Below are 13519 nucleotides of genomic sequence, written 5' to 3'. Positions count from 1 at the left end.
GGGCGATAACCCCAAACGAAACCCTTGAGGACGTGCCGACATGAGCCAGACAACCCAGACGGCGGGCGATGGAACCGCCGAGACGGTGACCCTGATCGATAACCGGACCGGTAAGAAGATTGACTTGCCGATCCTGAAGGGCTCGACGGGGCCGGATGTCATCGACATCCGAAAGCTCTACGGCGCCACCGGTTGCTTCACCTACGATCCCGGCTTCACGTCGACTGCGTCCTGCGACTCGGCCATCACCTACATTGATGGCGACGAGGGTGTGCTGCTGCACCGCGGCTATCCCATCGACCAGTTGGCCGAAAGCTCTGACTTCATGGAAGTCTGCTACCTGCTGCTGCATGGCGAACTGCCCAACGCCGCGCAGAAAAAGGAATTCGAGGCCACCATCACCCGCCACACGATGGTGCATGAGCAGCTGACGCAGTTCTATCGCGGCTTCCGTCGCGACGCCCACCCGATGGCCGTGATGTGCGGCGTCGTCGGCGCCCTGTCGGCCTTCTATCATGACAGCACCGACATCAACGATCCCAAGCAGCGCATGATCGCATCGCATCGCCTGATCGCGAAGCTGCCGACCATCGCCGCCATGGCCTATAAGTATTCGGTCGGCCAGCCCTTCATGTATCCCCGCAACGATCTGGGTTATGCGGAAAACTTCCTGTACATGACGTTCGGCGTGCCCTGCGAGCCGTATAAGGTGAACCCGGTCATCGCCAAGGCGATGGACAAGATTTTCATCCTGCATGCCGACCACGAGCAGAACGCGTCGACCTCCACCGTCCGTCTGGCCGGCTCCTCGGGTGCCAACCCGTTCGCCTGTATCGCCGCCGGTATCGCCAGCCTGTGGGGCCCCGCCCATGGTGGTGCGAACGAGGCTGTGCTGAAGATGCTGGAAGAGATCAAGACCGTTGATCGCATTCCGGAATTCATCGCACGGGCCAAGGACAAGAACAGCGGCTTCCGCCTGATGGGCTTCGGCCACCGGGTCTACAAGAATTACGACCCGCGCGCCAAGGTCATGCAGCAGACCTGCAAGGAAGTGCTGGAGAGCCTGGGCATCAAGGACGATCCGCTGCTGGACATCGCGGTGGAGCTGGAGCGGATTGCCCTGTCTGACCCGTATTTCATCGAGAAGAAGCTGTACCCGAACGTCGATTTCTATTCGGGCATCATCCTGAAGGCGATTGGCTTCCCGACCAGCATGTTCACTGTGCTGTTTGCGCTGGCCCGTACCGTCGGCTGGATCAGCCAGTGGAAGGAAATGATCGAGGATCCGGGTCAGAAGATCGGTCGCCCGCGTCAGCTCTACAAGGGCGATACGCAGCGCGACTATGTCCCGGTCGAGAAGCGTGGCTGAGCGTAAGCATAGCCAATCCGGCAAAGCGGGCGGTCCCATCGGGATCGCCCGCGATGCTTTTCTATTCCCTTCGCGCCCGCCCTTCCTGTGGCGGCGCCCGTCGCCTGTCAATGACAATCCCGCTCCCTGGGGCAAGCGGCTGCGCCGCGCCTGGAACCTGACGCTGATGCTGGGCGTGGTTGGCGGATTGGTCTGGTCGGCGGTTTATTTCCGGTAATTGCCTTCAGGGCGACACGGGCGCCGAAAGGCCGTTGATGCGTGCGTACCGTTCCACGAACCGGATACGCGCTGCCGGCACCTCCGCATGCCGCTGGGCAAAAGCGCTGCGCTCCAGAAAATGGCCCGTCAGCAGCAGGCCCTGCATCACCTCCGCCGGTCCGCCATCCGATAAGCCCAGCAGGAACGGCGGCAGAGGCAACAGCTTGTCCTTATAGGGTTCGGCCGCCGACATCGACACGGCGCGGCCCGTGCGCGGGCTGACATGCGACAGACCATCATTACCGGCAAACAGCTCCGCCGCCGCTCGCCCGCTGACGGCGCAACGCGACAGGTCCAGGCCGAATCCGATCTCCTCCAGCAGGCCGATCTCCCAGCGCACATAGATCTCGGCCCAGACCTCGCTTGAGAGCGCATCGAACAGGGCCAGGGTGGCGTCGAACAGGCCGGGATGCGGCTCCCGGTCGGCCAGCAGCCCATCCAGCAGCGCGCAGGCCGAGGCAAGGCAGGCGAGTCGCAGCGGGTCGTCCAGCAGCGGGGCCGCATAGGCCCGTTCCAGCTCCAGCGACCACGTACCCAATTGATCCGCCAGCCGGGCCCGCCAGCCGACCGCCAACAGGTTTCCCGGCTCCAAACTGGCCCGCAGCCGGGCCGACTGCCCCCCATGTACAAGGCCCGCGTGACGCCCGTGCTCCCGCGTCAGCACCAGGGCCAATGCCGCCGTTTCCCCATACGGGCGTGCGGATAGCAGAATCGCTTGGTCATTCCAGTCCATGGGACCAAGTGTAGTATAAATAACGACCTGCTGCGATGGGGCATGGCCCCACCGGTGGAAAGTGGTATAGAGTTTCCACCACACACCTTTCCCTTGCCAGCCGATCCGCCCTTGTCCCAGACGACGCCCGATGACGAATTGGCCCAGCGTTACATGCTGGCGGGACTTTCCAGCGGCGAGGCCGTCTGGGATTGGGACCTCACCGTCGATACGCTGTTCTTGTCGCCGGGTTTCCGGGACCATCTGGGGCTACCGATGGATGGCGGCAATATCGGCCCCCGCCACTGGTTTGACCGCGTGCATGCCGATGACCTGCAATGGCTGGAGGCGACATTACGCCCGCGCCATGACGAAGGTGGTCGGTGTTTCATTATTGAACACCGCGTGCGCAACGGGCGGGGCGACTGGACCTGGCTGCTGGTGCGGGGTGCCGCCATCGCCGGCCCGGACGGGACCGTCAACCGCCTGATCGGCACCGCTGCCGACATCACAGAGCGCAAGGAGGCGGAGGATCGCCTGCGCATCAGTGAGGAACGGCTAGCCCTGGCAGCGGCGGCCACCAATGACGGTCTGTACGACTGGGACCTGCGTACCGACCGCATCTATTACGCACCCCGCTGGTGGGCACTGATTGGCCTGCTGCCGGATGAGGACGCGGACGGGCCGGAGGAGTGGCTGAACCGCGTGCATCCCGAGGACCTGATCTGGTTGCAGGCGACGCTCGACGCGCAGATGTCGGCAGGCGGCAAGCCTTTCCAGATCGAATATCGCATCCAGCATGGACGCGGCGGTTGGCGCTGGATGCTCTGCCGCGGTATCGCGGTGATGGATGCCGATGGCGAGCCGGTGCGTCTTGTCGGCTCCCAATCCGACATCACCGACCGCAAGGTGGCCGAGGAACAGTTGCGCATCAGCGAGGAACGCTACGCGCTGGCGGCCCAGGGTGCCAATGACGGCCTCTGGGACTGGCGCGTGCAGGAGGGGGATGTCTATTACTCCCCCCGCTGGTCCGACATGCTGGGCCTGCCCGGCGGCGAATGGGTCGGCACCATGGAGGACTGGTTCGCCCTGGTGCATGCCAGCGACCTGCCGGGCCTGCGGGCCGCCTTTGAACTGCATCTGTCTGGCCGTCTGGACCATCTGGAACATGAGGTTCGTATCCGGCATGACAGCGGGGCGGAACTCTGGGTGCTGATCCGGGGTGTCGCCATCCGCGATGCGCTGGGCGATGCCGTGCGCATGGCCGGCTCCATGACCGACATCACGGCCCGCAAGCGTGCGGAACAGCAGATCCTGTTCGACGCGTTCCATGACGGCCTGACTGGCTTGCCCAACCGGTCGCTGCTGATGGACCGTATCGGTCAGACTATCGACCGCCGCCGCCGGCCGGACGATCCGCCCTGTGCCGTCATCCTGTTCGACCTGGATCATTTCAAGACGGTCAATGACAGCCTGGGTCCCAATGCCGGGGACGAGGTTCTGCGCGTCCTGGCCAAACGGCTGGAGAATCAGCGCCGGGCCGGCGACACCATCGCACGCATTTCCGCCGATGAATTCGGCGTGCTGATGGACGGCGTCGTGGATGTGAAGGCGGCCATGACGGCGGCCCAGCGTCTGGCTGCTTCCATCGCGGAGCCCATCCGCCTGCCCGGTATGCATGAGGAACTGGTGCTGACCGCATCCGGCGGCATCGCCATGTCACACACGGGCTATGGGCAGGCGGCCGACATGCTGCGCGATGCCAGCCTTGCCATGTTCCGGGCCAAGGGGGCGGGCCGCAACCGGGTGGAGGTGTTCGACGACGCGCTACGCGCGAGGGCCATGTCGCGCCTGCGGACGGAGGCCGACCTGCGGTTGGCCACCGACCGCCACCAACTGACCCTGTTCTATCAGCCCATCGTGCGCCTGTCGGATCAGTCGATCGCCGGTTTCGAAGCCTTGATCCGCTGGCAGCATCCCGAACGCGGCCTGATCTCCCCCGCCGATTTCGTGCCTTTGGCAGAGGATACGGGCCTGATCCTGCAAATCGGCCGCTGGGCCATGCAGGAGGCGGCGGAACAGCTTTCGCGCTGGCAGAAGACGCATGACAGCGGCTTGTTCATGAGCGTCAATGTCTCCGGTCGGCAGATGCTGGACGATGACATGGTCGAATGTGTGCGCACCGTCCTGGGCGATACCGGCATCGCGCCCGACACGCTGAAGCTGGAAATCACGGAAAGCCTGCTGATGGACGATCCCGGCCGGGCGGTCTCCATGATGCAGCAGATCCGTAGTCTCGGCGTCCACCTGTCGCTGGACGATTTCGGCACGGGCTACTCCTCGCTCTCCTATCTGCACCGCTACCCGGTCAACTCGCTGAAGATCGACCGCGCCTTCATCAGCGGGGCCGGCAATGGCGACCGGCGGGAGGAAATTCCCCGCATCATTCTGCTGCTGGCCAAAAGCCTGGATCTGGATGTGGTGGCCGAAGGGATTGAGAACCCGTCGGAAGTTACCTTCCTGCGCGGCCTGGAATGCCGCTATGGTCAGGGCTATTACTTCTCCCGCCCCGTGCCGGCACCTGATGCAGAGAAGCTGCTGGGCCTGCAGGCGCTGCCCTAACCCCTGGCAACCTTCAAAACCGCGTCGGCGGCACGCTGGCTGGGTGTCTGATCGCCACCCTGGCCCAGCCATTGCGCCACCTGCGCCACACCCTCAATCTGTTCGCGCCGCGCGGTGGGATCGGTCAGCAGCACCGACACCGCCTCAGCCAGCTTCTGCGGCGTACAATCATCCTGCAGCCGCTCCGATACCAGCATCCGATCCAGCATGATATTGACCAGATTGGCATATTTCACACGGATCAAACGGCGGTAGAGCCGGTAGGTAAGCGGGTGGATGCGATAGGCGATCACCGCAGGCAGCCGGGCCAGTGCCAGTTCCAACGCAACGGTGCCGCTGGCGGCCAGTGCTGCAACGCTGGCAGCCATGGCGTCATACTTTTCCCCATCCCCTTCCACCACAATGGCTGGCACGGGCCAGGATGCAGCGGCGGCACACACAGGGGCCGCCACCTTGCCCAGGGTTGGCACAACGACGGTCAGTCCCGGATGGCGTTCTTTGAGGATGGCAAGCGTAGCCGCGAAGTCCGGCAACAGCACCTTGATCTCGCTACGCCGGCTGCCGGGCAGGACGCAGAGCAGCGGCGTATGGGCGGCGATACCATGGCGAGCGCGGAAGGCCGGACCATCCCCCTGCTCCACCCCCGCCTCCACAATCGAATGGCCGACAAAGGTGGCGGGCAGTCCCGCCGCCTCAAAATAAGGGGGTTCGAACGGCAGCAGCACCAGCAGATGATCCAGGAACCGCGCGATCTTCCGCGCCCTGCCCGGTCGCCAGGCCCAGACCGTGGGGGCAACATAATGGATCAGCTTGATCGATGGATCGGTCCGGCGCACCTTCTTCAGCACCCGGAAACAGAAATCCGGCGCATCAATCGTGAGCACTGCATCGGGCCGGCAGGACAGGATGTCCCCCGCCGTCTGCCCGATGCGGCGGATCAGGTTGGGAAGCTTGGGCAGCAGTTCCGCGAGCCCGAACAGGGTCAGTTCCTCCATGGGGAACAGGCTGTTCAGACCTTCGGCGATCATCCGGTCGCCACCGACCCCGGCAAAGCGCACCTGCCCGCCCGTCGCCTGTTTCAACGCCGCCATCAACCGCGCGCCCAGCACATCGCCCGACGGCTCGCCTGCGATCAGGTAGATCAGGGGGCCGGTCATGCCGATACGCCTGTAACAAACAGGCCCGCCGCATCGGCAACGCGCAAGGCGTGCTCCCGCCCCACGAACAGGGTTGCCCCTGCTTCTGCCGCGACACCCGCGAAGCCGGCGGCGATACAGGCGGCCACCGTGTCCGGCCCAATGGTCGGCAAATCCAGGCGGCGGTCCTGCCCCGGCTTGGCGCGTTTGATCAGGACCGGACCCGGACCCTCCCGCTTCAACGCACCGCAACGGGCGATCAGGGCGTCCGTGCCTTCAATGGCCTCCACACCCAGGACCAGCCCTGCCTGCACCACGACGGACTGCCCGACATCCACGGCACCCAGGGCATGGGCGACCGTCAGGCCATGCGCAATATCCGCCAGCGCCTGCGCATCCGGCACGGCCTGCGTCAGCGAACCTGCCGGCATCAGAAGGTCGGCAATGAGGGACTGAATACCGACAACGCGGAATCCCTCTTCCTCCAGCAAGGTAGCGACGGCCCGTAACAAGCCATCATCACCCAGGGCCCTCAGTCCCAGACGGGCGAAAAAGCGGGCAGCATACCAGTCGGGCCGCAGGTCAGTCAGCGACGGGCGGCGCACGCCGCCGGCCAGGACGATCTCCGTCACTCCCTCCACCCGCAACCGTTCCAGCATCGCGCCCGCTGCCCCCATGCGGAAAACGGCATGGGGCTGATCGGGCGTCAGCCAGGCTTCGGCACCCTGCCCCTTTAACGCGATGACAAAACAAGGACGTCCGGCCTGCCGACAGGTGTCCGCCACCTGCCTCGGCAGGTCGCCCCCGCCCGCAATGATGCCCAGCCGCCCCGTCATGCCGGGATCAGCGCGGCAGGGTCAGGGCGCGGCTGCCCCGGTCGGCCAGGAAGGTCAGAAGATCGGCCACGGCCTGCACAGCGCCCGCCTCCGCCGTGACCGCGGCGATACGGTCGGCCATCTGCCCCTCCCCTTCGAACAGTTGTCGGAACGCGGCGCGCAAGGCGTGGATGTCCTCCTTGGCAAACCCGCGCCGCTGCAACCCGACCAGATTGAGGCCGGCCAGGAAGGCGCGGTCACCCTTGACCAGACCATAGGGGATGACATCCGCCTCCACGCCCGACATGCCGCCGATCATGGCATGAGCACCGATGCGCACAAACTGATGCACCGCCGACAGGCCGCCCAGAACGGCATGATCACCCACCACCACATGTCCGCCCAAGGTGGCATTGTTGGCGAAGATCACATTGTTGCCGACGATACAGTCATGGCCAATATGGACGCCCACCATGAACAGGCCACCGTCGCCGACGCGTGTCACCATGCCGCCACCCTCGGTGCCGGTATTCATGGTGACATTCTCACGGATGCGGTTATGGCGCCCGATGATCAGTTCCGACGGTTCACCCTTATACTTCAGGTCCTGCGGCGCGTGCCCCAGCGACGCGAAAGGATAGACCACCGTGCCTTCGCCGATACTGGTGCGGCCATCCACCGCGACATGGCTGATCAGGCGCACATAGTCGCCCAGCACCACATGCGGTCCCACCACACAGAACGGTCCGATCTCCACGCCCGTGCCGATGCGGGCACCGGGATCGACGATGGCACTGGGATGGATATTGGCGCTCATGGGCCGGTCCTTCTTCTTCCTGACATGCGAAAGGGCGGTCGCCCGCCCTTCACACCGCCTTTAGCAAAGGCGTTTGACAAAAATAAGTCGACCCCATGTCCACCCGGTGGTGGGGAAGCCGACCTCAATCACCCATGACGATCATGGCCGTATAGGTCGCCTCGGCATGCAGATTGCCGTCAACCCAAGCCTCGCCCTTGAACTTCCAGACATTGCGGCGGTTCTGGACCTTCTGGACCTTGATCTGGATCTGATCGCCGGGGCCGATGGGGCGACGGAACTTCGCCTCCTCGATCCCCATGAAATACACGAGGCGACCCTCGGCTTCCTGTCCAAGGGTCTGCATCACCAGAATGGCCGAGGTCTGGGCCATGGCTTCCACGATCATGACGCCGGGAAATACCGGCTTCTGCGGGAAATGGCCCGTGAACTGCGGCTCGTTCATCGTCACATTCTTGATGCCGGTGCAGCATTCACCGGGGACGATATCCTTCACCTTGTCGACCAGCAGCATCGGATACCGGTGCGGGATCAGTTCCATGATCCGGTTGATATCCAGCTCGGTCACCGCGACCTTATTCGTTTCCGTCGTGCTCATCGCCCCGTCCACTTTTCCCCTTCGCCAGCCGCGCCATCATGGCGACTTGGCGAAAATATTGCCGTTTCGGTTGCGCCGGCGTGCCGAACACCTCCGTCATCGGCGGCACATCCCGCATCACGCCGCTTTGCGCAGCAATGCGGGCCCCCGCCCCGATGGTCAGATGGCCGGCCACCCCCGCCTGCGCTGCCAGCACGGCGTGATGGTCAAACTTCGTACTACCCGAAATGCCAGACTGGGCCACGATGACGCAGCCGGCACCAAGCGTGACGTTGTGCCCGATCTGGACCAGATTATCAATCATCGTGCCCCGCCCGATGAAGGTGTCGGGCCCGGCCCCCCGGTCGATGGTGCTGTTGGCACCCACCTCCACATCGTCCTCTATGATGACACGGCCCATCTGCGGTACGCGGACATGACCCGTCACATCCATGGCAAAGCCGAACCCATCCTGCCCGATGCGCGCTCCCGGATAAATCACGACCCGGTCACCGACCACACAATGCGACAGCGAGGCACAGGCGCCGATGATGCTGTCGGCACCGATACGGACATTGCGCCCGATCACGGCATTGGCGGCGATGCGGGTACGCGGCCCGATCTCGGCCCCCGCCTCGATCACCACGCCCGCCGCAACCTCAACATTTGAACCGAGGACCGCCGTCGGATCGACATGCGCTGCGGGAGAGATCAAACCGCTCGACGCCGGCAGTGGATAGAAGGCCTGGGCACACAGCGCATAGGCACGATAGGGCTTGGGCGACAGCAGCAGCGCCATGCCCGCCGGTGCCTTGTCGGCCAGGGCCGGATGCACAACACAGGCGGCCGCCCGGCTGGCCTGGAACGCCTCCACATATTTGCGGTTATCCAGGAAGGACATCTGTCCTTCGCCTGCCTGATCCAGCGGCGCAACATCGTGCAGCAGTAAAGCTGGATCGGCCCCTGGCGCGACCGTTGCGCCGGACTTGGCTGCCAGTTCGGCCAGCGTGAAGGGGCCGGCACGGTCGAAGAAACGAGGATCGGCCATGGTGGTTCCTTCCGAATTGCGGGAGGCTGTAACAAGCCCCGGTCAGGTCGGTGGCGGAACGCTGACCGTTACCTGCGGCAAGCGACCGTTAAGTCGCTCCAGCACCTCTGCGGTAATATCGCCAGCGCCACCCGCCTGAAAGACGATGAATTGCCGGGAAATGACCAGGGTGGCTCCTGTTTCGCGGGCAACTTCGGCAATCACCTGATCCAGCGTGTTGATCACGCTGTTGCGGGCCTGATTAAAGGCAATGTCCAAGCGGCGGGTACGCTCCTGCAAGGCACGGCCCGTTGCGGACACCTGGGTCTCGAACTCTGTCCGTTTACGGTCGAATTCCTCCACCGAAACGGTCTGACGCAGACGGGCCAGTTCCTGTTCGGCTGTCCGCAAGGCCTCCTGCTGTTGCGCCACGTCGCGCTGCAGCTGCTCCTTCTGCACATCCAGCTGCTGCTGGATGGTACGCATCGCCGTCGCCTGCTGCAGGATGGTGGGGATGTCCACCACGGCCACCTGGGCATAGGGCAGACGCTTTACCGTCTGCCCCTGCGGCACTGCCACTTCCTGGCTATAAGACGCCACCGGCCCAGCCAGCAGGGCCAGGCCGGCAAAGAAAAGGGCGATAAGGCGATGCGCCAATGCCCAGTCCCCCATCAGAACCGGGTACCGAAGCTGAACTTCAGCGTCTCGGTCTGGTCATACGGTTCCTTGGCGATCGGATAGGCCAAGTCCAGGCGGATCGGACCAAACGGCGACTTCCACGAAACGCCGACACCGGCCGACATGCGAACCTTGTTGCTGTCACGGAACACGTCGCCTGCACCCGGCGTTTCCTTCGCAGCCGTCAAGGTGCCAGCGTCATAGAAGGCGTGCGCCTTCACGCCCAACTCGTCCGGCAGACCCAGCTTTGTGGTCAGCTCCAGGCTGGCGCGGCTGAAGATCGTGCCGCCCAGCGCATCACTGTTCTCCGGATTGTTGGGATCGGGCACGTTGCGGGGACCGATACCGCCAATCTCGAAACCGCGCAGCGTGTCGCCACCAATGAAGAAGCGGTCATTGATGCGCAGGTCTTCACCCATGCCCCAGATGTAGCCCGCCTCGGTCGTCAGGCCCAGAACCACCTCCTCGAACGGCTCCCAATACTGGCCCGCCGTGACGCGGTTACGCAGATAACGGGTATCACCGCCGACACCAGCGAATTCCACGGACCAGAGGAAGTAATAGCCGCTGGTCGGCTCGATCTTGCTGTCACGGTCGTCATACAGCAGCTGGCTTTCCACCGACGAGGTGATGGTGGTGCCCAGCTGGTCCTGCAGGAACAGGGACGAGCCGAAATAGATATTGTCGATCTTGTTCTGGACCAGCGAGTAGCTGAGGCGCTGGCGCAGCTTTTCCGACAAAGGATAGCCGGCCCGCAACACGACACCGGTCGATTCCAGATCGTAGGAAATGGTATCGCGATTGTCGCGAACCACGCGGAACAGATCAACGCCGGCCGCCAGATCGCGGTCCAGGAAATATGGCTCAGTAAAGCCCAGATCAACCTCGAAGCTGCGCGAGGACAGCAGGGTCGACAGGCGGAGATCCTGGCCCTTGCCCATCAGGTTTCGCTCGCGGATCGAGAAGTCCAGCAGCGCACCGTCAGTAGAGGAATAGCCGGCACCCAGCTGAATTTCACCGGTGGGCTGTTCCTCCACCTCGATGGTGATGACAGACTGGTCGCGGCTGCTGCCCTCCTCCGTCTTCACTTCCACACCCTGGTCCAGGAAGAAGCCCAGATCCTTGATGCGCTGTTCGGACCGCTTCAGCTTCGACACACTGAACGGATCACCTTCGATCAGCAGCATCTCACGGCGGATCACCTTGTCCAGGGTGCGGTAATTGCCGACGATATCGACACGCTCAACAAAGACGCGCGGGCTTTCCTTCAGTTCGAAAACCAGATTGATCGTCTGGTCTTCCTGATTGCGCTCCAGCAGGGGATCGATCTCGATGAAGGCATATTGCAGATCGCCCAGCCGCTTGGTCAGCTCGGTGATGCTCTCTTCGATCTTGTCGCCATTGTACCATTCGCCGGTATAGGCGTTGATAGCGTCATACAGCGGCGTAACATCAATGTCGGGAATTTCCGACTGGATCTCTATCTTGCCGAACTTGTAGCGCTTGCCCTCATCCACCGTCATGGTGATGAAGAATTCCTCGCGGTCGGGCGTCAGTTCCGCAACCGAGGTCAGCACCTTGAAGTCGGCATAGCCATTTCGCAGATAGAAGCGGCGCACCTGCTCCTGGTCGTAACGCAGACGCTCGGGATCGTAATTGTCATTGGACGACAGGAACCGCCACCAGCGCGATTCCTTGGTGATCATGATCTCACGCAGTTCATCATCGTCAAAGACGTTGTTGTTGACGATGTTGATGGCCTGCACGCCAGTCATCTGCCCTTCTTCGATTTCGAAGATCAGATCGACGCGGTTCTGTTCAAGCTGAACGATCTTCGGCTCGATACGCGCGGCAAAGCGGCCCTTACGGCGATACAATTCCTGAATGCGCTCAACGTCATTCTGCACGCGGGTGCGAGTATAGACGGTGCGCGGGCGCAGTTGGACCTCAGGATTGATATCCTCGGTCTTGATGCGCTTGTTCCCTTCAAACGCGATGCGGTTGATGATGGGGTTTTCCACCACCTGCACCAGCATCACGCCGCCTTCGCGCCGGATCGACACGTCCGCGAACAGGCCGGTCGCGAACAGCGACTTCAGCGACTGGTCGATCTTTTCAGGATCGAAGCTGTCGCCCGGCTGCACCGTAAGGTACGACCGCACGGTCGCGCCCTCGATGCGCTGCGAGCCCTCGACGCGGATTTCGCGAATGATGCCACCATCAAACGCCTCCTGGGCCATGGCGCCGTTCGACAGCGCGATGACGGATGTTGCGGTGCCGCCCAGCAGCAGGCACAGCGCGAACCTGGAAACCGAGACCAACTGTTCCCCCAAAAAGGCTAAGACAGGACACCCTTGACGAAATCGACGACGCGGAGCTGAACCAAGTCATTCCAGGTCGCGAAAACCATCAAGGTCAATACCAAAGCCAGACCGACCCGGAAACCATATTCCTGAGTCCTCTCGCCAAGCGGCCGTCCGCGAACGGCCTCCACTGCGTAATACAGCAGATGTCCCCCGTCCAGCATCGGAATGGGGAACAGGTTGATCAGGCCCAGATTGATGGACAGAACAGCAACGAACCAGATCATGGTCACGAAGCCGGTCTGCGCCACCTGGCCCGACATCTGTGCGATACGGATGGGCCCACCCAGCTCATTCGTGCTGCGCATGCCCAACGCCATCTGCCAGACAGCGTCCAGGGTGCCTTCCGTCAATCGAAGCGTTTCCTTGCCGGCCTCCCAGATGGCGGTCAGGGGCGTCTGGCGACGATATTCGTCATTACCACGCATCACCCCCAGCCGGCCTATCGTATGGATATTGCCGAACCGGTCTTCCATCTTCTCCGCGCGCGGCGTCACGGTCAGCTCAAGGCGCTTTGGCTCCGCCCCTTCCGCCTCAACCCGTTCCACCACCATCGATACAGTGCGGCCCGGATTCATGACGATAACGCCCAGCACATCCTCGAACCGGGGCGTGTCACGGCCATCCATGGAGACAATGCGGTCGCCCGGTTTCATGCCAGCTTCGGCCGCTGCACCCTCGGGCAGGATCTCGCGAACCACGGGTGGTGTATAGGGCTGACCATAGACCATGAACATGAAGGCCAAGGCCAGAATGGCGAACAGAAAGTTCGCCGCCGGCCCGGCCGCCACGATGGCCATACGCTGCCCCACCCGCTTATGGTGGAAAGACACGGCGCGCTGCGCCGGCGTCATGCGGTCAAGCCCGGCACCGGGCGTGCTGGCCGCACCGGCATCGCCATACATCTTCACATAGCCGCCCAGCGGGATAAGGCTGAACTTCCAGCGGGTGCCCAGGCGGTCGGTGCGACCGAAAATCTCCGGTCCGAAGCCGATGGAGAAGACCTCCACCCGCACACCGTTGCGGCGTGCCACCAGGAAATGCCCCATCTCGTGCACGAAGACCAGAATGGTCAGCACGACAAGGAACATCACCCCGTAATTCCAGATGAAGCCCAGGACTTCCATCAATGCGCCTCCAAGGGC

General features: G+C 63.2%; 12 protein-coding genes. 3 read left to right on the top strand and 9 right to left on the bottom strand.

The window, feature by feature from the left end:
- The first annotated feature begins 40 nt into the window (after window positions 1-40).
- Window positions 41-1369 carry a citrate synthase gene (gene gltA / locus ABC729_RS03930; protein ID WP_495606345.1) on the top strand — a complete coding sequence of 443 codons (1329 nt, stop codon included), beginning with the start codon at window positions 41-43 and terminating at the stop codon, window positions 1367-1369.
- Complete coding sequence (locus ABC729_RS03925) at window positions 1362-1586, top strand: hypothetical protein (protein WP_495606344.1); 225 nt, start codon at window positions 1362-1364, stop codon at window positions 1584-1586. Before gltA ends, ABC729_RS03925 begins: the two co-directional genes overlap by 8 nt.
- A gap of 6 nt (window positions 1587-1592) precedes the next feature.
- Here ABC729_RS03925 and recO read toward each other — a convergent pair whose 3' ends face one another.
- On the bottom strand, window positions 1593-2360 hold the full coding sequence (gene recO, locus ABC729_RS03920; protein WP_495606343.1) for a DNA repair protein RecO: 768 nt from the start codon (window positions 2358-2360) through the stop codon (window positions 1593-1595).
- A gap of 111 nt (window positions 2361-2471) precedes the next feature.
- Between recO and ABC729_RS03915 the strand changes: the two genes are divergently transcribed.
- On the top strand, window positions 2472-4961 hold the full coding sequence (locus ABC729_RS03915; protein WP_495606342.1) for a sensor domain-containing protein: 2490 nt from the start codon (window positions 2472-2474) through the stop codon (window positions 4959-4961).
- Here ABC729_RS03915 and lpxB read toward each other — a convergent pair.
- The 8 genes from lpxB to rseP all read right to left on the bottom strand — a co-directional run bounded on the left by lpxB (window position 4958) and on the right by rseP (window position 13501).
- Window positions 4958-6118 carry a lipid-A-disaccharide synthase gene (gene lpxB / locus ABC729_RS03910; protein ID WP_495606341.1) on the bottom strand — a complete coding sequence of 387 codons (1161 nt, stop codon included), beginning with the start codon at window positions 6116-6118 and terminating at the stop codon, window positions 4958-4960. The genes ABC729_RS03915 and lpxB overlap by 4 nt on opposite strands.
- Window positions 6115-6933: an LpxI family protein gene (locus ABC729_RS03905; RefSeq protein WP_495606340.1), complete on the bottom strand. Its 819-nt coding sequence runs from the start codon at window positions 6931-6933 to the stop codon at window positions 6115-6117. The genes lpxB and ABC729_RS03905 overlap by 4 nt, the downstream gene beginning before the upstream one ends.
- A gap of 7 nt (window positions 6934-6940) precedes the next feature.
- Window positions 6941-7729, bottom strand: coding sequence for an acyl-ACP--UDP-N-acetylglucosamine O-acyltransferase (lpxA, locus tag ABC729_RS03900; protein WP_495606339.1), 789 nt, complete (start codon window positions 7727-7729; stop codon window positions 6941-6943).
- Between the two features lie 124 nt (window positions 7730-7853).
- The gene (fabZ, locus tag ABC729_RS03895) at window positions 7854-8327 is read right to left on the bottom strand and encodes a 3-hydroxyacyl-ACP dehydratase FabZ (protein ID WP_495606338.1); all 474 of its coding nucleotides are present in this window, start codon (window positions 8325-8327) and stop codon (window positions 7854-7856) included.
- Window positions 8305-9354: a UDP-3-O-(3-hydroxymyristoyl)glucosamine N-acyltransferase gene (lpxD, locus tag ABC729_RS03890; protein WP_495606337.1), complete on the bottom strand. Its 1050-nt coding sequence runs from the start codon at window positions 9352-9354 to the stop codon at window positions 8305-8307. Before lpxD ends, fabZ begins: the two co-directional genes overlap by 23 nt.
- A gap of 42 nt (window positions 9355-9396) precedes the next feature.
- Window positions 9397-9990 carry an OmpH/Skp family outer membrane protein gene (locus ABC729_RS03885; RefSeq protein ID WP_495606336.1) on the bottom strand — a complete coding sequence of 198 codons (594 nt, stop codon included), beginning with the start codon at window positions 9988-9990 and terminating at the stop codon, window positions 9397-9399.
- Between the two features lie 14 nt (window positions 9991-10004).
- Window positions 10005-12332, bottom strand: a complete 2328-nt coding sequence (bamA, locus tag ABC729_RS03880) for an outer membrane protein assembly factor BamA (protein WP_495606335.1) — start codon at window positions 12330-12332, stop codon at window positions 10005-10007.
- 17 nt (window positions 12333-12349) lie between these two features.
- Window positions 12350-13501, bottom strand: a complete 1152-nt coding sequence (gene rseP / locus ABC729_RS03875; protein WP_495606334.1) for an RIP metalloprotease RseP — start codon at window positions 13499-13501, stop codon at window positions 12350-12352.
- Window positions 13502-13519 lie beyond the last annotated feature (18 nt).

The sequence above is a fragment of the Niveispirillum sp. CC-CTL257 genome, from assembly GCF_059489915.1.
The sequence above is the reverse complement of the archived record's forward strand: the minus strand, read 5'-3'. Positions and strand labels throughout refer to the sequence as shown.